Annotated in this window: 17 protein-coding genes and 3 rRNA genes; 9 read left to right on the plus strand and 11 right to left on the minus strand. The window is 71.6% G+C overall.

The genetic code is table 11. The features are described from left to right. Positions 1-27: 27 nt before the first annotated feature. The 6 genes from HNR12_RS19375 to HNR12_RS19400 all read right to left on the minus strand — a co-directional run bounded on the left by HNR12_RS19375 (position 28) and on the right by HNR12_RS19400 (position 6,747). Positions 28-2,265: a serine/threonine-protein kinase gene (locus HNR12_RS19375; protein WP_179768938.1), complete on the minus strand. Its 2,238-nt coding sequence runs from the start codon at positions 2,263-2,265 to the stop codon at positions 28-30. Between the two features lie 276 nt (positions 2,266-2,541). Next, positions 2,542-3,186: a hypothetical protein gene (locus HNR12_RS19380; RefSeq protein ID WP_179768939.1), complete on the minus strand. Its 645-nt coding sequence runs from the start codon at positions 3,184-3,186 to the stop codon at positions 2,542-2,544. A gap of 275 nt (positions 3,187-3,461) precedes the next feature. Then, a complete protein-coding gene (locus HNR12_RS19385; protein ID WP_179768940.1) occupies positions 3,462-3,821 on the minus strand; it encodes a peptidase inhibitor family I36 protein in 360 nt (119 codons plus the stop codon). A gap of 124 nt (positions 3,822-3,945) precedes the next feature. Then, the gene (locus HNR12_RS19390) at positions 3,946-4,785 is read right to left on the minus strand and encodes an SRPBCC family protein (protein ID WP_179768941.1); all 840 of its coding nucleotides are present in this window, start codon (positions 4,783-4,785) and stop codon (positions 3,946-3,948) included. Between the two features lie 227 nt (positions 4,786-5,012). Continuing rightward, entirely contained in the window at positions 5,013-5,231 is a 219-nt protein-coding gene (locus tag HNR12_RS19395) for a hypothetical protein (RefSeq protein WP_179768942.1), read from the minus strand. Continuing rightward, positions 5,218-6,747: a PspC domain-containing protein gene (locus HNR12_RS19400; RefSeq protein WP_246425129.1), complete on the minus strand. Its 1,530-nt coding sequence runs from the start codon at positions 6,745-6,747 to the stop codon at positions 5,218-5,220. The genes HNR12_RS19395 and HNR12_RS19400 overlap by 14 nt, the downstream gene beginning before the upstream one ends. Positions 6,748-7,109: 362 nt before the next feature. Between HNR12_RS19400 and HNR12_RS19405 the strand changes: the two genes are divergently transcribed. Together HNR12_RS19405 and HNR12_RS19410 are read left to right on the plus strand one after the other, a co-directional pair. Beyond that, the gene (locus tag HNR12_RS19405) at positions 7,110-8,330 is read left to right on the plus strand and encodes an ATP-binding protein (RefSeq protein ID WP_308118906.1); all 1,221 of its coding nucleotides are present in this window, start codon (positions 7,110-7,112) and stop codon (positions 8,328-8,330) included. A gap of 82 nt (positions 8,331-8,412) precedes the next feature. Beyond that, positions 8,413-9,084, plus strand: coding sequence for a response regulator (locus HNR12_RS19410; protein ID WP_179768944.1), 672 nt, complete (start codon positions 8,413-8,415; stop codon positions 9,082-9,084). A gap of 55 nt (positions 9,085-9,139) precedes the next feature. On the opposite strand, the gene HNR12_RS19415 is transcribed toward HNR12_RS19410, so the two are convergent. Together HNR12_RS19415 and HNR12_RS19420 are read right to left on the minus strand one after the other, a co-directional pair. Beyond that, complete coding sequence (locus HNR12_RS19415) at positions 9,140-10,072, minus strand: nucleoside hydrolase (protein WP_179768945.1); 933 nt, start codon at positions 10,070-10,072, stop codon at positions 9,140-9,142. Positions 10,073-10,183: 111 nt separating this feature from the next. Beyond that, positions 10,184-11,179, minus strand: coding sequence for an endonuclease/exonuclease/phosphatase family protein (locus tag HNR12_RS19420; RefSeq protein WP_179768946.1), 996 nt, complete (start codon positions 11,177-11,179; stop codon positions 10,184-10,186). A 362-nt stretch (positions 11,180-11,541) separates the two neighbouring features. Between HNR12_RS19420 and HNR12_RS19425 the strand changes: the two genes are divergently transcribed. After that, on the plus strand, positions 11,542-13,923 hold the full coding sequence (locus HNR12_RS19425) for a UvrD-helicase domain-containing protein (protein ID WP_338119798.1): 2,382 nt from the start codon (positions 11,542-11,544) through the stop codon (positions 13,921-13,923). Between the two features lie 48 nt (positions 13,924-13,971). Here the strand turns inward: HNR12_RS19425 and HNR12_RS19430 are convergent, their stop codons facing one another. Further along, positions 13,972-14,841 (minus strand): aldo/keto reductase family oxidoreductase, encoded by an 870-nt coding sequence (locus HNR12_RS19430; RefSeq protein ID WP_179768947.1) that lies wholly within the window; start codon positions 14,839-14,841, stop codon positions 13,972-13,974. Between the two features lie 135 nt (positions 14,842-14,976). On the opposite strand from HNR12_RS19430, the gene HNR12_RS19435 reads away from it, so the two are divergent. The 5 genes from HNR12_RS19435 (at position 14,977) to HNR12_RS19455 (ending at position 21,897) form a co-directional block, all read left to right on the plus strand. Beyond that, positions 14,977-15,432 (plus strand): winged helix-turn-helix transcriptional regulator, encoded by a 456-nt coding sequence (locus tag HNR12_RS19435; protein WP_179768948.1) that lies wholly within the window; start codon positions 14,977-14,979, stop codon positions 15,430-15,432. A 436-nt stretch (positions 15,433-15,868) separates the two neighbouring features. After that, positions 15,869-17,401 (plus strand): 16S ribosomal RNA (locus tag HNR12_RS19440). A 288-nt stretch (positions 17,402-17,689) separates the two neighbouring features. Then, a 23S ribosomal RNA gene (locus tag HNR12_RS19445) occupies positions 17,690-20,786 on the plus strand. 77 nt (positions 20,787-20,863) lie between these two features. Further along, positions 20,864-20,979 (plus strand): 5S ribosomal RNA (rrf, locus tag HNR12_RS19450). Together the 16S, 23S and 5S rRNA genes form the textbook arrangement of a ribosomal RNA operon. Positions 20,980-21,315: 336 nt before the next feature. Further along, entirely contained in the window at positions 21,316-21,897 is a 582-nt protein-coding gene (locus HNR12_RS19455; protein WP_246425130.1) for a TetR/AcrR family transcriptional regulator, read from the plus strand. 38 nt (positions 21,898-21,935) lie between these two features. On the opposite strand, the gene HNR12_RS19460 is transcribed toward HNR12_RS19455, so the two are convergent. Beyond that, positions 21,936-22,442 (minus strand): winged helix-turn-helix transcriptional regulator, encoded by a 507-nt coding sequence (locus HNR12_RS19460; protein WP_308251395.1) that lies wholly within the window; start codon positions 22,440-22,442, stop codon positions 21,936-21,938. A gap of 210 nt (positions 22,443-22,652) precedes the next feature. On the opposite strand from HNR12_RS19460, the gene HNR12_RS19465 reads away from it, so the two are divergent. Continuing rightward, the gene (locus tag HNR12_RS19465) at positions 22,653-23,339 is read left to right on the plus strand and encodes an NADPH-dependent F420 reductase (protein WP_179768950.1); all 687 of its coding nucleotides are present in this window, start codon (positions 22,653-22,655) and stop codon (positions 23,337-23,339) included. Positions 23,340-23,507: 168 nt separating this feature from the next. Here HNR12_RS19465 and HNR12_RS19470 read toward each other — a convergent pair whose 3' ends face one another. After that, the gene (locus HNR12_RS19470) at positions 23,508-24,110 is read right to left on the minus strand and encodes a TetR/AcrR family transcriptional regulator (protein ID WP_179768951.1); all 603 of its coding nucleotides are present in this window, start codon (positions 24,108-24,110) and stop codon (positions 23,508-23,510) included. Between the last annotated feature and the right edge of the window lie 92 nt (positions 24,111-24,202).

Consider the following 24,202-nt stretch of genomic DNA (forward strand, 5'->3'; position numbering starts at 1 on the left):
GGACCCGTCCGGCCGCCGCCCGCCGCCTCAGTGCAGCCGGACCAGGTCCACCCGCTCCCGGGCGCCCAGCTCCCCCTGGTAGCAGGTGCCGGCCGCCTCCGACAGGCGGTTGGCCACCTCGGCGGTGGAGGCCAGCCCGCACACCCAGCCGTCCACCTCGGCGACGTAGCCGCTGCCCTCCTTCTCCTCGTCGGGCATGGCCAGGTACTCCTCGGCGACGGCGCGCGCCTCGCCGCAGTCGATGCCGTCGTCGGTGGGCACCAGCAGGGCCCGCTCCACGGAGGGGACGCCCTCGACCGCGCCGCACAGGTCGCCGTCCAGGCCGTCGAAGCCGCCGTAGGTCCAGACGTACTCGGTGGCGGCGAGGGGGTCGTCGCCGGTGAGTTCGTACTCCAGCCGGAGCGGGCTGCCGTCCATGGCCGCCCACAGGCTGAAGTCCAGGCCGTCGGCCTCGAAGGGGAACTCCCCGTTGGGCACGTCCAGGTCGAAGGTGCCGGTGACGCGCACCGCCGGGGTGCCGTCGACCTCGTCCTCGCTCCGCCCGCCGACCTCCATGGTGTCGGCCAGGCTTTCCAGCGGGGCGAGCACGACGGCGCGCGAGTTCTGCCAGCGGACGGCCTCGTTCACGGCGGTGGACGAGGCGACGTAGTCGTCGGAGGGCGCCCCCGGGCCCCAGGTGCGCTCGATGAGCGTGTCGGCCTCGGGCCGGTAGATCAGGTCCATGGCGAACTCGGGCGACTCGGGGCTGCCGGTGACGGTGGTCGTCTGGAAGACGGGTTCGCCGCCGGAGGTGGAGAGCACGTGCTCCACCTGCGAGGGGAGGCCGTCGGTGGGCGTGGTCGCCTCGACGGCGCGGTAGCTGTCGGCGGTCTCCACCGTCCGCACGATCCCGGCGACGATCTCGTCGGGCGTGCCCAGGGTGGGCGAGGGCGAGGGTGCGGCCTGCTCCTGCGGCGGCTCGTTCTCCGAGGAGAGCGCGTCGAGGGTGAAGTACCCGCCCGCGCCCAGGCCGCCGACCACGATGACGGCCGAGGCGGCGATGGCGCCGATCTTCAGCCCGCCCGCCGCGGCCCCGGCGGTGGCGCCCCCGGCCGCGCCGGCGCCGCCCGCGCCCGTGGCGCCCGCCGCGCCGGCGCCGCCCGCGGCCCCCGCGAGCCCGGCGCCGCCTCCGGCGCCTCCCGTGCCCGCCCCCGCACCGGCGGCGCCCGCCGCACCGGCGCCGGCACCGCCCACGCCGGCCGCACCGCCGCCCGCGGCCAGCGCCGCGCCGCCGACCGCGCCGGCGAACCGGGCGGCCGCCAGCCACTTCCGCGGGTCGTGCCAGCTCGCGTCGATGCCGCGCCAGCGGCTGCCCACCACGTCCAGCAGCCGCCGGGTGAGGTCGCGGGTCTCCACGCGCGAGATGTCGTCGGGCGAGGCGAACGCGATCAGCCCCCGGTAGACGCTCTCGGCGGTGGGCCGCGCGGCCGGGTCGGCGGCCATGGCCAGTTCGACCACCGGCCGCAGGGTGTCGGGCACCCCGGCCAGGTCGGCGTCGCCCGCGAGGGTCCGCCGCCGCTTGTCCTGGGCGTCGCCGGTGCCGAACGGCGGGCGCCCGGTGGCGGCGTAGGCGACCAGGCAGCCCCAGGCGAACACGTCGGCGGGCATGCCCGGCTCGGCGCCCCGGTAGCGCTCGGGGCTCACCCAGCCCGGCGAGCCGAAGGTCGCCCCGGCGGTGCGCCCGGCCGCGCTGCGGCCGGCGGGGCGCGCGATGCCGAAGTCGAGGACGCGCGGCCCCTCGGGGGAGAGCATGACGTTGCCGGGCTTGACGTCGCAGTGCGCGATCCCGGCGGCGTGGATGGCGGTCAGCGCCTCGGCGGTACCGGCGGCGAACGCCAGGAGCATGTCGGGCTCCAGCGGCCCCTCCTGCTCGACGCGCCGGCGCAGGGTTGTCCCCGGTACGAAGTCGGTGGCCACCCAGGGGCGCGCGGCCTCGGTGTCGGCGGCGTGCACGGCCGCGGTGTAGACGCCGCGCACCCGCCGCATCAGCTCGACCTCGCGCGCGAAGGCCTCCCGGAACGCGGGGTCCTCGGCGAAGCGCTCGTGGACCACCTTGACCGCGATGCAGGTGCCCTCGGCGCCCACCGCGCCGAAGACGGTGCCCATGCCCCCCTGCCCCAGCCGCCCGACCACCGTGTAGGGGCCGATGGCACGGGGATCGCCGCCGTCCAGCGGCCGCAGTTCAGGGGGGAGGGGCACACCATCGGCCCCGGGGTGCGCGCTCATGGTGGGTTCTTTCTCGTCGTTAGGCCGACATGCGGGATGATCATAGTGCTTTCGGGCATCTCGGGACGTCCGTAAGAAGCGTGGTTTATCAGCCCGAAACCGGCCTGCCGGCGCGGGTTCCGCCGCCGGTCCGCGTGGACCGCGTGCAGCGCCTCGGCCCCATGCCGCCCGCGCCCAGGCGGCCCACCACCCGGAAGCGGCCGATGTGGGCGGGGCCGGTGCCGGTGAGCGCGCCGAGTCCGGGCGGCGGGCGGTCGGGGGCGGGCGGCGGCGGTGTCAGGCGCAGCCCTCGGCGGTGAACTCGGCGCCGGCGGTGTAGCAGACCCCGATGGGCGGCAGGCCGGTGCCGTCGGCCTCGTAGGTCTCGCCCTGGAAGAAGATCGCGCCGGACTCGGGGGCGCCGGGGATCACGAAGGTGTGCTCGATGACCATCTCGCTGGTGGCCTGGGCGGTGGCGTAGGAGGTCATGACCCCCTCCTCGCCCGTGGTGTGGCGCTCGCCGCCCGACTCGGCGTAGATCTGGCTGTGGTAGACCTCGCCGTCCGGCTCGGCCACGTTCCACAGGAAGTGCAGCAGGAACTCCACGCCCTCGGGGGTGGCGGTGGCGGACTTGAAGGTCACCCGGGTCTGGTGCTGCACGGGCGACACGTCGCCGTTGTAGCTGGTGACGGTGAGTTCGCCCCGGTCGTTGGCGCCGACCTCGCCGCGCCAGGGCGGGTTCTCGACCGAGGCCGGCAGTTCGATCGGCTCGGCCGAGGGGGAGGGGGAGGGGTCGGCGGCCTGGTCGGAGGGCGAGGGCGCCGGCGCGGGCTCCTCGCCGCCGCCGCAGCCGGCGGGAATCGCGGACAGCACGACGACCAGCGCGGCGGGAACGACGCTGTGGGGGAGGCGGAGGCGGCGCGCGTGGCGGGCGACGGACACGGGGGGTCTCCGATCTGTGGACTACCGGACCGCGCGACGCGCTCGCCGGAGGCGGCGAGGCGGCGACGGGCGGTGACGACACCCCCTCCGACGCGTAAACTCCGAACAGGGTTCCGGGAAAAGGCCGATCCGGATGCGGCGGGCGGCGAGCCGGGTCCAGGGTCCCGATACGGACATCGCCCCCGGCACCCGCGGGCGGGCGGCGCCGGCGCTGTGCCCCTTCCCGCGCGCGGGGTGGGGCTCCCCGGGCCGTGCCCCCGGGGAGCCGCCGCGCGCTACCAGACCAGGTAGACGCTGACTCCGTCCGGAATGATCATGGTGTCGGACTGCTCCTGGCCGACCTGGGCCACCATGCCGCCCGTGCAGCCGGGGGAGTCGTAGACCGCCGCCGCGGCGGGGATCCCCGGGCTGCCGTAGGTGTTGGCGATCGAGCGGATCGGCACCTGGAGGTTGACGCAGCCCACCCCCGCCTTCAGCGGGATGGGCTCGCCCCGGAAGCCGTACTCGGTGTAGCCGCAGATGCTGCCCGGAGAGCAGTCCGGCGGTGCCGAGGCGGCCGACGCCGCGACGGGTGCCGCCGCCAACGCGGCGAGGGCGGCGGCCGACAGGAAGGTCGTGCGCAGCAGACCACGCATGGGGGAACGCCTTTCGGTCAAGCGGTCTCGGCCACAGCGTGACCCAGCGCGCCCCGGCTGTCGACGGCTCCCGCGCGAATTGCCGGTTCCGGCCAGCGGCGCCGGTCCCCGCCCCGCGCACCGGTCACACTGTGCCGTGCGGCCGCGGCCGCCCCTGACCCGGCGGACGCCCGCTGCGGCGCCCTCCGCCCCCGGACCACCCCGCGCACCGCCGGAGCAGCCACCGCGCCACGACCGCCAGCAGGACCAGCGCGCCGAGCACGGGCAGCGCGCGCCGGAGGGCGGGCCCGAGCGTGTCGGCGCCCCCGCCCTTTCCGCCGGCCGCCGGGGGCGGGCCGGAGGCGTCCCGCGGACCGGGCCCGCCACCCGCGGCCGCGGCGTGCTCCAGCCGCGCCTCGGCGCGCGCGCCGCCGTGGCGCCGGGCCGCCGTGACCTCTTCGGGCATCGCCGCCTGGGGCGGCACGACCGCGTCCACCCGCGCGCCCGCCCCCGCGGCCTCCTCGGCGCCGCCCCCGCCCAGTTCGGCGGCGATCCGGGCCGCGAAGCGCGCCACCAGCCGGGCTCCGACGCGCGCGAGCACGTCGGGCCCGAACCCGGCGGCGCGGCCGGTCGCGGTGAGGTCGGCGGACACGGCCACCCGGGTCGCCGCTCCGCCCTCCGCCTCGGACAGGCGGGCCGTGATCGCGGCCGACGCCGTACCCGGCCCCCGGGCCTCGCGTCCGGACGCGCGCACCTCGACACGGCGCCGGGCGGGGTCGGCGCCGCCGAACTCGGCCTCCCCCCGGTAGGTCACGGTGGTGGAGCCGATCCGCACCCGCAGCCGGCCGGTCGCCCGCTCGCCCTCCACGGAGTCAAGGACGGCGCCGGGCAGGCAGGCGGCGACCAGCCGGGCGTCCCGCAGCGCCTCCCACGCCCGCTCCACGGGAACGGGGACCGTGAACTCGTCGTTCAGCCGGACGCTCATGCTCCGTGCCGCCTTCCTGCCGCGTCGTGGTGTGCCGGACGCGCCCACCGGGGCGCCGGCGGCTCGGCGCCGCGCCGACAGGTGGGGGTATGCCCGCCGGCCGGCGCCCTCAACACGCCCCGGCACGTACCCGACGCGGCACGGCCGGGGCGCGGCCCCCGCGGGCCCCCTGCCCCGGCCGCCCCGGCCCCGGCCGGCCGGGCGGTGCGCGCGGCGACGGTGCCGCGCTAGCCCGGCCGGCCGCTCTCCGTGGGGCCGTGCCGGTCGCGCGAGGCCGCCAGCGCCCGCGCCACTCCGGCGATACCCAGGCCCACGGCCACCACGGGCACGATCCACACGGTGTCCAGGCCCCAGCGGCCGGGGCCGCCGAGGATGAACGCCGTCCCCAGCACGATGAACAGCAGCCCGGCGATGAGCGAGCCCCAGTCGGTCCTATGCCGCCACACGCCGCACCTCCAGTTCGCCGAATCGGGAGTCCAGGTCCAGCACCAGCGTCGGCGCCGCCTCGTCGGCACCGCCGCCTTCCCCGCCCCGCCCGCCGGCGGGCGAGGCCCCGTTGTCCGCGCCCCCCGCGCCTTCAGTGCCTTCAGCGCCCTCTGTGTTTCCAGCGCCCCCCGTGCCCCGCGCCCCGCCCGCCGGCGCGGCCGCGCCCTCCGGGGGCGCGACCGGCTCCAGCACCCGCCGCAGCCGCACCCCGGTACCCGACTGGGTGCTGCCGTCGACCCGCACCTCGCCGAAGGCGGCGTCGCCCCGCACCTCCACCCGGGCGTACTCCGGCACCAGCACCTCCAGCCGCCCGTAGCGCACCGTCGCGTCGACGTCCACGCGCTGCCCCGGCTCCAGCGGCAACTCCGTGAGGTCGAGTTCGGCCACCCCCACCGTCAGCGTGTACCCCTGCCGCACGTCGGCGACCGACCGCGGCCGCCACTCCTCGGCCCCGAACCGCTGCCCCGTGAGGTCAACGGCGGCCGACAGCACCAGCAGCGCGGTCGCGGCCACCCCCAGGACGATCAGCCCGCGCGGGTCGCCGAACCAGGTGCCGAGCAGCAGCGCCACCCCGATGATCACCACGACGCTCCCGAGGTAGAGGGGGCCGGTCTCCGGCCCGAGCAGGGCCTCCTGGACGGGCGCCTCGGTCACGCCGAGCGTGATCCCGGTGGCCGCCACGATCGCGGGCAGCGCGAAACCCGTCAGCCGCGTCCCCCGCCTGGCGCGGCGCTCGGCGCGCCGCTGCCGGCGGGAGCCGCGCCGGCCCCGCCGGTCGTGCCCGTCGTGCTCGTCGGCGTCCGGGCCGTCGGTGTCGCCGTCGTCGTCCTCACCCGCGTCGCGCGCCGGCGCCGCCGACCGCCCCGCGGTGATCCGCGCCACCACCGCCAGGTCCACCGGGCCGGCCGGCGCCTGCGCCCACGGCTGGGCCGGGTTGTAGTAGGCGGGCTTGGGCTCGGGCTCGGGCGTGGCCGGCGGGGGCTCGGCCGACTTCAGCAGCCCCGGCAGCTCGCGGTAGGTGCGGCGCAGGTCCACGCCCCGGTTGTGCGCCACCAGCAGGCCCAGGATCAGCGGGGTCGCCAGCATCAGGGTGCCCCACCGCACCCCGCCCACGAGGCTGAGCGCCGCGGCGATCGCCAGCCCCAGGCCCAGCAGCGCCACGACCGCGCGCTCGTCGATGCGCCGGTTCAGCAGCTGCTCGAACATCGCCGGCCCCCGGTTGGGGTCGCGCATGGCCATCCACGCGCCGATGTAGAGCAGCAGGCCGGTGAGCCCGGCCAGCCCGGTCACGGCGAAGGCCATCCGCCACACGATGGGGTCCACACGCGTGTAGGCGCCCAGCCCGGCGCACACGCCCGTGATCAGGCCCCGCTCGTTGTCGCGGATCAGCTCCACCGGCTCGGCGGGATCCGACGCGCCAGGCGCGCCCGAGGAACCGTGCGCCCATCGGTCCTCGGGCGCGCCTGGCGCGTCCATCCCAGAAGGCCCGCCATCGGCCGCCGGGGCCGCGGGCTCCTCGTGCTCCCGCCGCTCCGGTCCGTCCATCGGCCCTCGCTCGTCACTCACCGTCCGCACCCACCGCCGTCCGCCGGGTCCTTCGCATGTGCCCCATCCTGGCCGCCCGCCTCCCGTGCTGCCCATCGGGATCTACCCTGACCCCACCCTGAGCCCGCGCCGCCCGCACCCGGGGCGCGCCCCTGATGACCGCGCGCCCGCGCAGGGGGCATGCTGGAGGACATACCGAGACACCCCGCCGCGCCCCGGGCGCGGCGGCGGGCAACGGCCCGGCGCCCCGCGCGGGCCGCCCGCGGCCCTGCGGACGAGGAGACACGGACACGGTGACCGACACGGCGACCCGAACGCCCCCGGCGCCACAGCTGACCCGGCCGCGCAGCGGCCGGCTCGTCGCCGGCGTGGGCGCCGGACTCGCCCGCCACCTGGGCATCGACCCCGTCGTGGCCCGGCTGGCGCTGCTCGCCCTGGCCTTCGGCGGGATCGGGATCGCCGTCTACGTCGTCCTGGTGCTGTTCACCCCGGTCGCCACCGAGGACCCCGCCGACACCGCCGAGCCCGACACCACCCGGCGCAAGGGCCGCGACATCAGCCAGCTCATCGCCTACTGCGCGCTCGCCGGCGGGCTGGGCGTGCTCGCGCTGCTGTTCGGCGGCTGGTTCCAGCCGGTGCTGTGGTTCATGGTGTTCGGCGCGCTGGGCGCCACCATCCTGTGGCAGCAGGCCAACCCGGCCGTGCGCGAGGAGTGGATGGCCTCCACCGTGCTCGCGCAGTCGGGCAAGAGCTGGGCCCGCACCGGCGCGGGCGTGCTGCTCGTGGTCATCGGCGCCATCGGCTTCCTCGCCTTCCAGCAGCAGCTCACCGCCGCCCGCGCCGGCCTCACCTTCGCGCTGACCATCATCGCCGGGATCTCCCTCATCGTCGCGCCGTGGATCATCGGCCTGGTGCGCGAACGCGACCGCGAGCGCCGCGAGCGCATCCGCAGCCAGGAGCGCGCCGAACTCGCCGCCCACATCCACGACTCCGTGCTGCACACCCTCACCCTGATCCAGCGCCGCGCCGAGGACCCGCGCGAGGTGCAGCGCCTGGCCCGGGTGCAGGAGCGCGCGCTGCGCAGCTGGCTCTACCAGCGGCCCGCCGACGCCGAGACCACGGTCAAGGCCGCGCTGGAGCGGGTGGCCGCCGAGGTCGAGGAGGCCCACGGCGTGCCGATCGAGGTCGTGTGCGTCGGCGACTGCCCCATCGACGACGGCGTCCAGGCCGAGCTGCGCGCCGCGCGCGAGGCCATGGTCAACGCCGCCAAGTACGCCGGTACCGACAGCATCTCGGTGTTCGGCGAGGTCGAGCCCGAGGAGGTGCTGGTGTTCGTGCGCGACCGCGGCGCCGGCTTCGACCTCGACGCCATCCCCGAGGACCGCATGGGCGTGCGCGGCTCCATCCTGGGCCGCATGGAGCGCCACGGCGGCAGCGCCCGCATCCGCACCGCGCCCGGCGAGGGAACCGAGGTGCAGCTGCGCATGCCGCGCGAGAGGGAGGAGCCGGCCTGACAGGCGCCCGGCGGGCGGGTTGGCCGGAGCCGGGCAGGAGGGGGTATTCCCGCGCCGGGCGGGGGTGGGTACAGTCCAACGTGTGGACGACCAGAACAGCACCTTTGCCTCCGGCGCCGCCGTACCGCGCGTCGTGATCGTTGACGACCACCGCCTCTTCCGCAGCGGCGTGCGCGGCGAGCTGGGCGACGCCGTCGACGTCGTCGGCGAGGCGGGCGACGTCGACAGCGCGGTCCGCGAGATCGCCGACAAGCGCCCCGACCTCGTGCTGCTCGACGTCCACCTGCCCGGCGGAGGCGGCGGCGAGGTACTGCGCCGCGTCCTGCCCCAGCACCCCGAGATCCGCTTCCTGGCGCTGTCGGTCTCCGACGCCGCCGAGGACGTCATCGGCGTGGTGCGCGGCGGCGCGCGCGGCTACGTCACCAAGACCATCTCCGGCCGCGAACTCGCCGACGCCATCGTGCGGGTGGCCGACGGCGACGCCGTGTTCTCCCCCCGCCTGGCCGGGTTCGTGCTCGACGCCTTCTCGGCCACCGACGCCCCGCCCATGGACCCCGAGCTGGACCGGCTCACCCAGCGCGAACGCGAGGTGCTGCGGCTCATCGCCCGCGGCTACGCCTACAAGGAGGTCGCCAAGGAGCTGTTCATCTCGGTCAAGACGGTCGAGACGCACGTCTCCTCGGTGCTGCGCAAGCTCCAGCTGTCCAACCGGCACGAGCTGAGCCGGTGGGCCACCGCGCGCAAGCTCGTCTAGCGGCCGAGCCCGGGCCCGCCGCCGGCGCGGCGGCGGGCGCGCGGCCCGCAGGACCTCAGCGCAGCGCGTCCAGCATCCGGGCCAGGAACACCGTGCCGTCGGCGGCGCCCACCACCCGCACCGGCGGGCGGCCGTCGCCCAGGTCGCGGTTGAGGCGCATGTCGGCCAGGGTCATGCCGCGCGTGAACTCCCCGCGCAGCTCCACCCGCACCGGCACCTCCACCGTCTCGGTCGCCACCGCCTCGTCCAGCAGGATCGCGGCGGCCAGCGGGTCGTGCATCGCGCACTGGCGCTCCCCGAACACGGTGGAGTACCAGCCGGCGTAGAAGTCCAGGAACGCCGACGCGGTCTCGGCGCGCCGCCCCGCCACCGTCTTCAGCTCCTCCAGCCACGCGGTCGTGGCCACCGTCCGCATGGTGACGTCCAGCGGCACCAGCACCGCGTCGAACCCGGCCGCCAGCACCGTCTCGGCCGCCTCGGGGTCGGCGACGACGTTGGCCTCGCCCCACGGGGTGACGTTGCCCGGCGCCCGCACCGCGCCGCCCATCACCACCACCCGGCGCAGCAGCCGGGGCAGCTCCGGCTCCAGGCTCAGCGCCAGCGCGATGTTGGTCAGCGGGCCCAGCGCGAGCACGTCCAGCGCGCCGGGCGCCGAACGGGCCGCGCGCACCAGCATCTCGGCGGCCGAGTGGTCCACGGGCGCCCCGGCGGGCGCGGGCAGGTCCACCTCGCCCAGCCCGTTGCGGCCGTGCACGTGCTCGGCCGAGCGCGGCGGCTGCGCCAGCGGCCGGGCGGCGCCGCGCGCCACCGGCACCTCGGGGCGGCCGTACAGCTCCAGCAGCCGCAGCGCGTTGTCCGTGGTGACGTCGACGCCGTTGTTGCCGAAGACGGTGCCCACGCCGACGATCTCGGCGTCCGGGCCGGCGGTGACGTAGGCCAGGGCCATGGCGTCGTCGATCCCGGGATCGCAGTCGACATAGATCCGCACCGGTGTGCCTCCTTCAGCGACGTCGTCGGCGGGCACGGGGCGGCCGCGCCCCGACAAGGGTAGACACCCGGTGCGCGGCCCCCGCGGGCGGCCCGGTCGCGCGCGGCGGGCCTACCGGAGCCGGGGGCGGGGGTCGGTGGGCGGGCCGGGGCGGCGCGCCGCCGGCCGCAGCGCCTCGCGGGTGCGGCGGCGGGCGAGGGCCCGCACCCGGTCGGCCTCCCAGGCGCGCGGCCGCACGTCGAACACGCACGGGTAGTGGTCGGGCCCCAGCCCGTTCTCGGGCGGCATCGCGATCGTCCCGCCCTCCCGCACCCGCAGGTCGTCCGTGACGAACGCGCGGTCGATGGACCGGCCGTCGGGCGTGGTGGCGGGCGGCGGCCCCGAGCCGAACCCGTCGCGCAGCCGGGCGCCGGCCAGGTCGGTGAACACCGCCTCGGGGGTGGGCATGTTCATGTCGCCCAGGATGACCGTGCGGCGCAATGGCGCCCCGTCGGGCCCGCGCAGCGCGGCGTCCAAGAAGTCCCGAAGCCGCTCCCGGTAGGCCAGGCCGGGGCCGCGGTCGTAGGAGTACACGCGCCCGGACTCGTCGCGGCCCATGTGGAGGGGCGGCACCTGGACCGAGGCGATCCGCACGGCGCCGAAGGGCCCTTCGGCGGTGGCCAGCAGCATCCCCTTGGGATGCCACTTCAGCTCCTTGCCGGTCCGCCAGTGCAGGAAGCGCAGGGGCGGCGGGGGGACCTCGATCCAGCGCAGGTCGCTCAGGGGGTAGCGGGAGGCGATCCCGATGCCGAGCTTGCCCACCCCGGGGATGTGGGAGTCGCTGGCCGGGCGGGACTCCGCGTGGACCTCCGGCCAGCCCAGCCCCTCGACCAGCCGGTTCAGCTGCCGCGACCCCCGCGTGCAGTCGAGTTCGCTCACGGCCACGATCTCGGGCCGGTGCCGGGCCAGGGCGGCGGCGAACCGCTCGGTGCGGTCGCCCGGCGCGTAGTCGCCGGCCTCGTCCACCAGCCGCCCGCCGGCCACGTTCGCGCACGCGACGACCAGGCCCCGGCTCCTCGGCCGGTCCGGCGCCGCACCCGCGCTCCCATCCCCGCCGTCCTCCGCCATTTCCCGCTCCTCCCCGTAGCGCGCAGCGCACCCGCTGGGGAGGCCACTCTAGGGACGACCGGCGCCGCACGGGGAGTCCCCGGCCTGTGGACAACCGGAGCACGGCGTGGCCGGTTCGTCGCACACTGTGCGTGTCCGCCGGCCGCCCACCCGATCGGAGCCCCGCCGTGTACCGAGTGCTCACCGCCACCGCCCTCGTCCTGGCCGCGGCCGCCGCGGCGCCCGCCCTCCTACGCCCCCGGGCGCGCGCGGTTCGGGCCCCGGCCGCCGCGCGGCCGTTTCCCCCGGCGCGGCCACGGCACCGGCGCCGGCCGCGCCCGGTCCGGCGGCAGCCGCCCCCCGAGCCCCGTAACCTGGGAGGCGTGTCGTCCTCCCGTACCGCATCGCCGCTCCTCGAAGGTCTGAACGCCCCGCAGCGCGAAGCCGTCACCCACGCCGGCAGCCCGCTGCTGATCGTCGCCGGGGCCGGCTCCGGAAAGACCAGGGTGCTCACCCACCGCATCGCCTACCTGCTCGCCGAACGCGGCGTGCGCCCGGGCGAGGTGCTGGCGATCACCTTCACCAACAAGGCCGCCGCCGAGATGAAGGAGCGCATCGAGGCGCTGCTGGGCGGGCGCGTGGCCAACGCCATGTGGGTCATGACGTTCCACTCGGCGTGCGTGCGGATCCTGCGCCGCGAGGCCGGGCGCCTGGGCTACCCCAGCAGCTTCACCATCTACGACGCCGCCGACTCCCGCCGGCTGATGCAGCTGGTGTGCAAGGAGCTGGACCTCGACCCCAAGCGGTTCCCGCCCAAGTCGTTCTCCGCGCAGGTCTCCAACCTGAAGAACGAGCTTGTCGACTACGACACCTTCAGCGAGCAGGCGCAGAGCGCCCAGGACAAGAAGCTCGCCGAGGCCTACACGCTCTACCAGCGGCGGCTGCACGAGGCCGGCGCCATGGACTTCGACGACCTGATCATGATCACGGTCAACCTGCTCCAGATGTTCCCCGAGGTCGCCGAGCACTACCGGCGCCGGTTCCGGCACGTCATGGTCGACGAGTACCAGGACACCAACCACGCCCAGTACGAACTCGTCCGGCTCCTCGTCGGCGAGGACACCCCCGGTGCCGCCGTGCCCGCCTCGGAGCTGTGCGTGGTCGGCGACGCCGACCAGTCCATCTACGCCTTCCGCGGCGCCACCATCCGCAACATCCTGGAGTTCGAGCGCGACTACCCCCAGGCCCGCACCATCCTGCTGGAGCAGAACTACCGCTCCACGCAGACCATCCTGTCCGCGGCCAACGCCGTCATCGAGCGCAATTCCGACCGCCCGCCCAAGAACCTGTGGTCGGAGCAGGGGCACGGCCCCGCGATCGTCGGCTACGTCGCCGACAACGAGCACGACGAGGCCGCGTTCGTCGTCCAGGAGATCGACCGGCTGACCGACGACGGCGCCTGCTCCCCCGGCCAGGTGGCGGTCTTCTACCGCACCAACGCCCAGTCGCGCGTGTTCGAGGACGTGTTCATCCGCACCGGCCTGCCCTACCGCATCGTCGGCGGCGTGCGCTTCTACGAGCGCAAGGAGATCCGCGACATCCTCGCCTACCTCCGGGTGATCGCCAACCCCGAGGACACCGTCAGCCTGCGCCGGATCCTCAACGTCCCCAAGCGGGGCATCGGCGACCGCGCCGAGGAGACCATCGAGCTGTTCGCGGCCCGCGAGCGCATCTCCTTCGCCCGCGCCCTGCGCCGGGCCGAGGACGCCGTGCCGGTGCTGGCCACCCGCTCCCTCAACGCCATCCGCGACTTCGTCGCGCTGCTGGACGAACTCCGCGAGATCGCCGAGGAGGGCTCGCCCGCCGAGATCGTCGAGGCGGTCCTGGAGCGCACCGGCTACCTGTCGGAACTGGCCAACTCCAAGGACATCCAGGACGAGAGCCGGGTGGAGAACCTGGAGGAGTTCGTCGAGGTCGCCCGCGAGTTCGAGAGCACCTTCACCGGCCCGCTCTACGCCGAGGACGAGGACGCCGACATCGCCCAGGCGGAGTCCGGCGAGGCGGCGCCCCCGGCGGAGCGCACCGGTGGCACCGGTGGCACCGAAGGAGCCCAGGACGGCGCGGGCGACGGCCCGCGGCCCGAGGCGCCCGAGCCGACCCTGGTCGACTTCCTGGAGCAGATCTCCCTGGTGGCCGACACCGACCAGATCCCCGACGCCGACGACAGCGGCGGCGTCGTGACGCTGATGACCCTGCACTCGGCCAAGGGTCTGGAGTTCCCCGTCGTCTTCCTCACCGGCCTGGAGGACGGCGTCTTCCCGCACATGCGGACCCTGGGCGAGAAGTCCGAACTGGAGGAGGAGCGCCGCCTGGCCTACGTCGGCATCACCCGCGCCCAGGAGCGGCTGTACCTCACCCGCTCGGCCGTGCGCAGCGCGTGGGGCGCACCGTCGTTCAACCCCCCGTCGCGCTTCCTGGACGAGGTCCCGGCCGAGCTGATCGACTGGCGCCGCGCGCAGTCGTCCATGGCCGCCGCAGCGCCGCGCCGCCGCGTCGAACCCCCCTCGCGCAGAGCCGCCACGGGGGCGAGCGCAAACGTGCCGTCGCTGTCCCCGGGCGACAAGGTCACCCACGACTCCTTCGGCCTGGGCACGGTGCTGCTGGTGGACGGCGTCGGCGACAAGACCAAGGCGCGCATCGACTTCGGCGCCGACATCGGCGAGAAGGACTTCCTGGTGAAGTACGCGCCGATCGAGAAGCTGTGAGGCCGCGCCGCCCCGGCGGGCCGGGGCGGCGCGGCGACCGGCCGCCGGTCAGCCGATCGCGTCAAGCTCGGCGAGGTCCTCGGCCGACAGCGTGAGACCCGCGCCGGCGGCGTTCTCACGCAGGTGCGCAACCGACGAGGTGCCGGGGATCAGCAGGATGTTCGGCGACCGGTGCAGCAGCCAGGCCAGGGCCACCGACATCGGTGCCGCGTCCAGCCGGGCCGCCACCGCCGAAAGCGCCGAGGACTGGAGTGGGGTGAACCCGCCCAGCGGGAAGAAGGGCACATAGGCGACGCCGTCGGCGGCGAGTTCGTCGATCAGCTTGTCGTCGTGGCGGTGGGCGAGGTTGTACATGTTCTGCACGCAGACGATCGGCGCGATCGCCCGCGCCTCGGCGACCTGCTCGGCCGTCGCGTTGCTCACGCCCAGGTGCCGGATCAGCCCCTGCCGCTGGAGCTCGACCAGCGCCTCCAACGGCTCGGCCGGCGAGCCGGGCTGGGGCCCCCGGGCGTCGCCGAGCCGCAGGTTGACCAGGTCGAGTACGTCCAGCCCGAGGGTTTCAAGGTCCTCGTATACGGCGCGGCGCACGTCCTCGGGCGTCCGGGCCGGCGGCCAGCCGCCCTGCTCGTCGCGGATCGCGCCGACCTTGGTCGCGATGCGCAGCGAGTCGGGGTAGGGGTGCAGGGCCTCCCGGATCAGCCGGTTGGTGACGCGCGGTCCGTAGGCGCCGCTCGTGTCGATGTGGGTGATGCCGAGGTCGACGGCCTCGCGGAGCACGGCGATCGCGCCGTCGTGGTCGGCGGGCGGCCCCATGACGCCGGGGCCGGCGAGCTGCATGGCGCCGTAGCCGAAGCGGGTGACGGTCAGGTCGCCCAGGGACCAGGTGCCGCCGGGAAGCGAGGTGGGGAGCGAGGTCATTCCAACGTCCTTCGTCGTGGGTTGTCCGGCCCGTGGTGCACAACGGATGGCTGCCAGTATGGGAGGGGAGCTTCCCATCGGGAAGTAGGCACCTGAAAGTGCGTAAGGCACCAACGGGAGTGTGAGGAGCGGTCCATGGTGACGACGACGGCGGCCCAGAGGAGGGCGCGGGCCAAGGCGGAGTACAACGCCTTCATGGCGGAGTGCCCCAGCCGCAAGCTGCTCGACCGGATCTCCGACAAGTGGGTCGCCCTGGTCCTGGCCGCCTTGGGCGGCGACGGCCTGCGCCGAGAGGACGCCGACCACGTCGGCGGTCCTCGGGCGATGCGCTACTCGGAGCTGGCCCGCCTGCTGGCCGGCGTCAGCCAGAAGATGCTCACGCAGACGCTGCGTGCGCTGGAGCGGGACGGCCTCGTCACCCGCACCGCGACGCCGACGGTCCCCGTCACGGTCTCCTACGAGCTGACCGACCTCGGGGTCTCGCTGTACACGACGATGCGCGGCCTCAAGGTCTGGGCCGAGAGCCACATGGACGACGTGCTCGCCAACCGAGCGGCGCATGACGCGCGCGAGAACGAGGTGGACCAGTAGGTGGGGGAGCGGAGGCCCGCGTCATGGAGACCGGACGCGGGCGGGCTCGCGGAAGCTGTCACGAGCACTGCCGGAAGCCGGTAAGCTTCTCAACACCGACCGAACGAAGCTGGCGGTTACGCCTGCGTCGGAAGTCGGTCGCCTCCACTCCGACTGACTGTCACGAGCACTCGGGACAAGCGGGTAGAGTAGAGAGCACAACAAAGCGGAAACGCGGAGATTGATCCGCCCCGTGGGGGAAGAGCCTTTGCGGGCCTGCCGATTGAGTGGGTTCGGGGTTTGTACCCGGTGAGCGGTTGCTTCTTGAGAACTCAACAGCGCGTGTATGACATTCTTTGTGCCATGTTTGTTTTGGCCCCGTTGAACACCCTCGGGTGTTCGGGGTTCCTTTGATGGGTCCGCCCTGTGTGGGTGGGCCGGTCAGGATTGAAGACCTTTAATGGAGAGTTTGATCCTGGCTCAGGACGAACGCTGGCGGCGTGCTTAACACATGCAAGTCGAGCGGTAAGGCCCTTCGGGGTACACGAGCGGCGAACGGGTGAGTAACACGTGAGCAACCTGCCCCTGACTCTGGGATAAGCCGGGGAAACCCGGTCTAATACCGGATACGACACCGGGTCGCATGATCTGGTGTGGAAAGTTGTTTCGGTTGGGGATGGGCTCGCGGCCTATCAGCTTGTTGGTGGGGTAGTGGCCTACCAAGGCGGTGACGGGTAGCCGGCCTGAGAGGGCGACCGGCCACACTGGGACTGAGACACGGCCCAGACTCCTGCGGGAGGCAGCAGTGGGGAATATTGCGCAATGGGCGGAAGCCTGACGCAGCGACGCCGCGTGGGGGATGACGGCCTTCGGGTTGTAAACCTCTTTTACCACTGACGCAGGCCCCCATATCGGTGGGGGTTGACGGTAGGTGGGGAATAAGGACCGGCCAACTACGTGCCAGCAGCCGCGGTAATACGTAGGGTCCGAGCGTTGTCCGGAATTATTGGGCGTAAAGAGCTCGTAGGTGGTGTGTCGCGTCTGCTGTGCAAGTCCGGGGCTTAACTCCGGTTTTGCAGTGGATACGGGCATGCTAGAGGTAGGTAGGGGAGACTGGAATTCCTGGTGTAGCGGTGAAATGCGCAGATATCAGGAGGAACACCGGTGGCGAAGGCGGGTCTCTGGGCCTTACCTGACGCTGAGGAGCGAAAGCGTGGGGAGCGAACAGGATTAGATACCCTGGTAGTCCACGCTGTAAACGTTGGGCGCTAGGTGTGGGGGCTTTCCACGGTTCCCGTGCCGTAGCTAACGCATTAAGCGCCCCGCCTGGGGAGTACGGCCGCAAGGCTAAAACTCAAAGGAATTGACGGGGGCCCGCACAAGCGGCGGAGCATGTTGCTTAATTCGACGCAACGCGAAGAACCTTACCAAGGTTTGACATCGCCGGTAATCCATCAGAGATGGTGGGTCCTTTTTGGGATCGGTGACAGGTGGTGCATGGCTGTCGTCAGCTCGTGTCGTGAGATGTTGGGTTAAGTCCCGCAACGAGCGCAACCCTTGTTCCATGTTGCCAGCACGTGATGGTGGGGACTCATGGGAGACTGCCGGGGTCAACTCGGAGGAAGGTGGGGATGACGTCAAGTCATCATGCCCCTTATGTCTTGGGCTGCAAACATGCTACAATGGCCGGTACAGTGGGCGTGCGATGCCGTGAGGTGGAGCGAATCCCTAAAAGCCGGTCTCAGTTCGGATTGGGGTCTGCAACTCGACCCCATGAAGGTGGAGTCGCTAGTAATCGCGGATCAGCAATGCCGCGGTGAATACGTTCCCGGGCCTTGTACACACCGCCCGTCACGTCATGAAAGTCGGCAACACCCGAAACTTGTGGCCTAACCCTTCGGGGAGGGAGTGAGTGAAGGTGGGGCTGGCGATTGGGACGAAGTCGTAACAAGGTAGCCGTACCGGAAGGTGCGGCTGGATCACCTCCTTTCTAAGGAGTCTTTTGAGCCGGTTGTTTTTCCGTTATGCCGGCGGACTCGTAAGTGGACCTGGTTGGTTCTGCCTGGTTTGTCTGGGTGGTTCTTTCTGGGATGGCATGGAGATGTTGTCACGCGCTGTTGGGTGTCTGAGGGGGCAACCGTTGGTTGTTTCCTGCTTGCCACCCTGATGAAGACCCGTGGTCTCAAGCCTCTGTGAGTGGGGTTTGTGGGGTTGTGGTTGGGTGTGTGGCTGGTGTTTTGATTTGTGGATAGTGTGCGCGAGCATCTTGTATCTGTGGTGGCCAAGTATGTGTGGCATACGGTGGATGCCTTGGCACCAGGCGCCGATGAAGGACGTGGGAGGCCGCGATAGTCCACGGGGAGTTGTCAACCGAGCTGTGATCCGTGGGTGTCCGAATGGGGGAACCTAGCCCGAGTTGTGTCGGGTTGCCGCTGCCTGAATGTATAGGGCGGTTGGTGGTGACGCGGGGAAGTGAAACATCTCAGTACCCGCAGGAAGAGAAAACAATAGTGATTCCCTGAGTAGTGGTGAGCGAAAGGGGATGGTGGCTAAACCGCGGGCGTGTGATAGACGGCAGTCGTTGCGTTCGTGGGGTTGTGGGGCGTGTCTGTACTGGGTCTGCCGGCCTGGTGTGGGGTGTGTTCTGTTAGCTGAAGCCGTTGGGAAGCGGCGCCGTAGTGGGTGAGAGTCCCGTAGGTGAAGGCAGGGCATGTCTCATTGGATGCGTTCCCGAGTAGCGCGGAGCCCGAGGAATTCCGTGTGAATCTGGCAGGACCACCTGCTAAGCCTGAATACGTCCTGGTGACCGATAGTGGACGAGTACCGTGAGGGAAAGGTGAAAAGTGCCCCGGTGAGGGGTTGTGAAATAGTACCTGAAACCGTGTGCTGTCAAGCCGTCAGAGCTCTGCTTTGGTGTGGGGTGATGGCGTGCCTTTTGAAGAATGAGCCTGCGAGTCGTGGTGTGTGGCGAGGTTAACCCGGGTGGGGTAGCCGTAGCGAAAGCGAGTCTGAATAGGGCGTTGAGTCGCATGCTGTGGACCCGAAGCGGGGTGATCTACCCATGGCCAGGGTGAAGCGGAGGTAAGACTTCGTGGAGGCCCGAACCCACCAGGGTTGAAAACCTGGGGGATGAGCTGTGGGTAGGGGTGAAAGGCCAATCAAACTCCGTGATAGCTGGTTCTCCCCGAAATGCATTTAGGTGCAGCGTTGTGTGGTGCTCCCTGGAGGTAGAGCTACTGTTTGGCTGATGGGCCCGACAAGGTTACTGAGGTCAGATAAACTCCGAATGCCGGTGGAGTGGAGCATGGCAGTGAGACTGCGGGGGATAAGCTTCGTAGTCGAGAGGGAAACAGCCCAGATCATCAGCTAAGGCCCCTAAGTGTGTGCTAAGTGGGAAAGGTTGTGGAGTTGCTGAGACAACCAGGAGGTTGGCTTAGAAGCAGCCATCCTTTAAAGAGTGCGTAATAGCTCACTGGTCAAGTGATTCTGCGCCGATAATGTAGCGGGGCTTAAGTACACCGCCGAAGCTGTGGAGCCTGCACGCGAGTGTGGGTTGGTAGGGGAGCGTCGTGCGTCCGGTGAAGTTCCAGAGTGATCTGGGGTGGAGGGTGTGCGAGTGAGAATGCAGGCATGAGTAGCGATACCGGAGTGGGAAACTCCGGCGCCGATTGACTAAGGGTTCCTGGGGCAGGTTAATCCGCCCAGGGTGAGTCTGGACCTAAGGCGAGGCCGACAGGCGTAGTCGATGGATAACGGGTTGATATTCCCGTACCCGTTTGTGCGCGTCCATGTTGATAGCCCTGATGCTAACCGGGCGTGTCTGGGGTTGGGCCTTCGGGTCTGGCCTTGTGGTGCGTCTGGGATCCGATGGGTGTGTAGGCAAGTGATGGGGTGACGCAGTGGGGTAGCTCTACCCGGCGGTGGTTGTCCGGGGGTAAGCGTGTAGCCCGGGGTGTTGGTAAATCCGTGCCCTGTGAGGGGTGAGGCGTGATGCCGAGCCGTTTTTGGTGAAGTGAGTGATCCCGTGCTGTCGAGAAAAGCCTCTAGCGAGTGCGCAGGCGGCCAGTACCCGAAACCGACGCAGGTGGTCAGGTAGAGTATACCGAGGCGTTCGGGTGAACCGTGGTTAAGGAACTCGGCAAATTGTCCCCGTAACTTTGGGAGAAGGGGAGCCCTGTCTGGTGATGGGCCTTTGCGTCTTGAGCTGGGTGGGGTCGCAGATACCAGGGGGAAGCGACTGTTTATTAAAAACATAGGTCCGTGCTAAGTTGTAAGACGCTGTATACGGACTGACGCCTGCCCGGTGCTGGAACGTTAAGAGGACTGGTCAGCCCCTTTTTCGGAGGGGTGTCGCTGGGAATCTAAGCGCCAGTAAACGGCGGTGGTAACTATAACCATCCTAAGGTAGCGAAATTCCTTGTCGGGTAAGTTCCGACCTGCACGAATGGCGTAACGACTTCCCCGCTGTCTCAACCGCGGGCCCGGTGAAATTGCAGTACGAGTAAAGATGCTCGTTTCGCGCAGCAGGACGGAAAGACCCCGGGACCTTCACTATAGCTTGACATTGGTGTTTGGGATGGTTTGTGTAGGATAGGTGGGAGCCTGTGAAGCTGTCACGCTAGTGGTGGTGGAGGCGTTGGTGAAATACCACTCTGGCTGTTTCGGGCATCTAACCTTGGGCCGTGATCCGGTTCGGGGACAGTGTCTGGTGGGTAGTTTAACTGGGGCGGTTGCCTCCTAAAGGGTAACGGAGGCGCCCAAAGGTTCCCTCGGCCTGGTTGGTAATCAGGTGGTGAGTGTAAGTGCACAAGGGAGCTTGACTGTGAGACGGACGTGTCGAGCAGGTGCGAAAGCAGGGACTAGTGATCCGGCACCGGCGTGTGGAAGTGGTGTCGCTCAACGGCTAAAAGGTACCCCGGGGATAACAGGCTGATCTTCCCCAAGAGTCCGTATCGACGGGATGGTTTGGCACCTCGATGTCGGCTCGTCGCATCCTGGGGCTGGAGTTGGTCCCAAGGGTTGGGCTGTTCGCCCATTAAAGCGGCACGCGAGCTGGGTTTAGAACGTCGTGAGACAGTTCGGTCCCTATCCGCTGCGCGCGTTGGAGACTTGTGGAGGGCTGTCCCTAGTACGAGAGGACCGGGACGGACGAACCGCTGGTGTGCCAGTTGTTCCGCCAGGGGCATGGCTGGTTGGCTACGTTCGGGAGAGATAACCGCTGAAGGCATCTAAGTGGGAAGCTTGCTCCGAGATGAGGTCTCCTGCCCTGTTGTGGGGGTAAGGCTTCCAGTTGATGACTGGGTTGATAGGCTGGTGGTGGAAGCGTTGTGAGGCGTGGAGCTGACCGGTACTAATGGGCCGAGGGCTTGTCCGCCATGGATGCTGGGTGTTCGCGCACACTGTTCATTGTTTTCCCTGGGCCTGCTTTGTTGGTGGGTGTGGGGGTTGGGTTTGCGGTGGTTATGGTGGGAGGGTCACACCCGGTCTCTTTCCGAACCCGGTCGTTAAGCCTCTTTACGCTGATGGTACTGCCCTGTTGTGGGGTGGGAGAGTAGGTTGCTGCCGCAATTCACTTTGGGGGGACTCCTGTATAAGGAGTCCCCCCTTTTTTATGCCCAAGAACGACCTATCCGTTTTGCGGCCTCCGTGCCCGTGAACGGGATTGCGCACACGCATTCCACATTCCTGGCCGTCGGTGGCCGATTGCCGAGGCCGCGCCCCCCGACAACGGGCCCGCGTGCGAAGATGAGCGCGTCATCACCTCTCTGATGCGCGGGATGTATGGACACACCAGCGGGCACACCCCGAGGTACCGGCCGGCTGCGCGCTGACGCGCGCCGCAACCGCGATCTCATTGTCAGAGCCGCCGCGTCCTTGTTCGCGGAGCGGGGACTCGACGCTCCCATGGAGGACATCGCGCGCAGGGCCGGCGTCGGCGTGGGCACGCTCTACCGGCGGTTCCCCGACCGGGAGAGCCTGATCGCGGCCATAGCCGAGAGCACGTTCGAGGCCGTCCTGGAGCGGGTGCGCGTGGCGGTCGCCGAGGAGCCGGACGCCTGGGGCGCTCTGACCCGGTTCCTCCACCACTCCCTGGAACTGCGGCTGAGCCTGCGGTTCTCGCTGTCCTCCGCCGGTGCTCAGGCCTTGGCGCGGAGTGTGGAGAGCCGGCAGGCGGGGCGCGGGCTGGCCGAGATCCTGTCGGAGCTGGTGCGCCGGGCCCAGGCCGAAGGCTCCCTGCGGCCGGACGTCGACGTCGGCGACGTCCTCGTGCTCCTGGCCGGGATCCTGACCTCCCCGCACGCCTTCGCCGACGACGGGCGCGGGGACATCGCCAACCGCTACATCACCCTCATCCTCGACGGACTGCGCGCGCCCGGCGCCAGCAGGCTTCCAGGGCGGCCGCAGTCGTTCTTTGACGTGCGGCCCTTCCTCAAGGCGCGGCCCGGCGAGGCCCGCGGACCGGGCGGCGACCCCGAGCGGCCCTGACCGGCCCCGGCCGGGCGCGCGGTACCCCGTACCCCCGTCTACTCCCGGAGCGGGGTTTCTCCCCCTCCGCGCTCATCGCCCTCCGCCGGCTCCTCCCGGCGCAACCGGGCCCGCTCCTGCGCCTCCGCGACCTCGTCTCCGTGTTCGGCCGCCCACGCGGCCAGTGCCGCCAGCGGTTCCATGATGGTCTGGCCGAGGGGCGTCAACCCGTACTCCACCCTCGGCGGCGCCTCGGCATAGGCCGTCCGCTCCACCAGACCGGAGTCGGCCAGGCGCCGGAGGGTCTGGTTGAGCACCTTGGCACTGATCCCGCCGATCTCCTCGCGCAGTTCACCCGGGCGGCGCGGGCCCGTGCGCAGGCCGAAGAGGACAACGCTGTTCCAGGTATGGGTGAACAGGTCGAAGGCGAGCCGGGCCCGGCAGTCCGCGAGGAACGGCTGGTCCAGGCGTGCCGCCGGCTCGTGCGCGCCCCAGGCCGCGTGGCCCGCCTCCGGGTGGGGCCGGTGGTCGCCCGCCGCCCCTGCCGCCCCCGTGGTGTCCGCCACCTTGTTCGCCCTCCCCGCCCCTCCCCGCCCCTCGGCCGGTGCCCCGGCCCGGCCGCTCCGCGCGTCGGCGGCGTTCCCGCCCGCTCCGACACCAGGCAAGTAAACAGCACCCGATGAGTACCGATCGGTGTCCGTCGTCCTCCCTACGCTCGCTGCCGAGCGGTCGGCGCTTCAGCAGCCGGCCCGGCAACGGAAGGTGAGGTCACGGCCATGCGGATCGGAGTCATCGGTACCGGTGGGATGGCGGAGGCGCTGGGCGGGGGATGGGCCGCCGCCGGGCACGCCGTGCTGTTCGGCGGGCGCGGCCCCGAACGGGCCGAGGCGCTCGCCGCGCGCGTGGGCGGTGCGGCGCGGGCGGGCACCCCGGCGGAGGCCGCGGCCTTCGGGTCGGTGGTGCTGCTCGCGGTGCCCTACGCGGCGGCCCTGAGCGCGCTCGGCGCCCTGGGCGCGGCTGAGGGCGCCCTTCGGGGCCGGGTCCTCATCGACTGCGTGAACCCGGTGGCGACGGCCGCCTTCACCCTCGCGACCGACGACGGCGGTCCGTCGCTGGCGCGCCGGATCGCCGACGCGGCCCCCGGCGCGCACGTCGTCAAGGCGTTCACGCTGTGCCCGGCGGACGTGTGGCGCACACTTCGCGAGACCCCCGGCGGCGCCGCGCCGCACGTGCCGCTGTGCGGGGACTCCGCCGACGCTTTGGCCGTCGCCGGCGGGCTCGTGCGCGACCTCGGCGCGACACCGGTCCCCGCCGGGAGCCTGGAGCGCGCCGGCCTGGTGGAGGCCGCGGCCGCGTTCGCGATCGGGTTGTACGCCTCCGGGAACGACCCGCGCCTGGTCTTCGCGGCACCGGACGCGGCGCCGCCGCCGCGGGCGCAGCCGCGCACGACGGTCGCCGACTGAGGCGGTCCGGGGCCGGCGGGCGCTCGGCCCGCGGTGTGGACCCACATCAACCCGTGCGGCCGGTCCGCCCCGGACACCGGCCGGCCCCCGGGCCCGGCCGGCCGTGGCCGGTGAACCGGGGCCCGTGCCAGGGGCTGGTGCGTTGCGGTTTCGGTCGCGGCCGGAGGATCAGTCGGGGCGCAGCGCGTCCATGATCAGGCCCAGCAGCCGCTCCGACTGGGCGGCCTCGACCTGAACGGGCATGAGGGAGCCGGCGGCCAGCAGTACGACGTCACTTGGCTGAACGTCCGCGCGCAAAGAACCGTCACGCGCCCCGGCCGCCAGAATCGGGGCGATCGCGGCCGCCATGCGCTCCCGCGCGTTGATCACGTCGTGCTGGGTCGTCGCCTCCACCATGCCCAGGCGCAGGGCGTCGAGCATGCCGTGCTTGGTCGACACGAAACGCGCGAACTCGTCCAGCCACCGCCGCAGCGCCTCCCGTGGAGGCAGCGCCTCCAGCAGGCGCCCGCCCTGGGCGAGCAGGTCCTCGACCTGGGCCTCGTAAGCCGATGTCACCAGCGCCTCCCGCGTGGGGAAGTGCCGGTACAGGGTGCCGATCCCCACCCCGGCGGCGCGTGCGACGCCCTCCAGGGAGAACGACTCCTCGCCGTCGGTGAGGGCGGCGCGAGCGGCATCGAGCAGGGCCTGCCGGTTGCGCTCGGCGTCCGAGCGGCGTCGGCGCGGAGCCGGGGCGGGGTTGGGCGCCTCAGGGGACTGCGACGCGTCACGCATAGCGGAGGGGTCTCCGGTTGTGGCATTCTGGAGTCAGCTACCGGAGGGTCCTCCGGTATGTACTCCATGGTCTCACGGAAGAGAGCGGCTGC

This window comes from Streptomonospora nanhaiensis (genome assembly GCF_013410565.1).
GTDB lineage: Bacteria > Actinomycetota > Actinomycetes > Streptosporangiales > Streptosporangiaceae > Streptomonospora > Streptomonospora nanhaiensis.

What these genes read in the sequence shown, in the direction of transcription:
- HNR12_RS19470 (WP_179768951.1), bottom strand. Translation starts at nt 24,110, where the DNA reads ATGCGTGACGCGTCGCAGTCCCCTGAGGCGCCCAACCCCGCCCCGGCT.
- HNR12_RS19390 (WP_179768941.1), bottom strand. Translation starts at nt 4,785, where the DNA reads ATGAGCGTCCGGCTGAACGACGAGTTCACGGTCCCCGTTCCCGTGGAG.
- HNR12_RS19465 (WP_179768950.1), top strand. Translation starts at nt 22,653, where the DNA reads ATGCGGATCGGAGTCATCGGTACCGGTGGGATGGCGGAGGCGCTGGGC.
- HNR12_RS19455 (WP_246425130.1), top strand. Translation starts at nt 21,316, where the DNA reads ATGGAGGACATCGCGCGCAGGGCCGGCGTCGGCGTGGGCACGCTCTAC.
- HNR12_RS19435 (WP_179768948.1), top strand. Translation starts at nt 14,977, where the DNA reads ATGGTGACGACGACGGCGGCCCAGAGGAGGGCGCGGGCCAAGGCGGAG.
- HNR12_RS19430 (WP_179768947.1), bottom strand. Translation starts at nt 14,841, where the DNA reads ATGACCTCGCTCCCCACCTCGCTTCCCGGCGGCACCTGGTCCCTGGGC.
- HNR12_RS19400 (WP_246425129.1), bottom strand. Translation starts at nt 6,747, where the DNA reads ATGGACGCGCCAGGCGCGCCCGAGGACCGATGGGCGCACGGTTCCTCG.
- HNR12_RS19385 (WP_179768940.1), bottom strand. Translation starts at nt 3,821, where the DNA reads ATGCGTGGTCTGCTGCGCACGACCTTCCTGTCGGCCGCCGCCCTCGCC.
- HNR12_RS19420 (WP_179768946.1), bottom strand. Translation starts at nt 11,179, where the DNA reads ATGGCGGAGGACGGCGGGGATGGGAGCGCGGGTGCGGCGCCGGACCGG.
- HNR12_RS19375 (WP_179768938.1), bottom strand. Translation starts at nt 2,265, where the DNA reads ATGAGCGCGCACCCCGGGGCCGATGGTGTGCCCCTCCCCCCTGAACTG.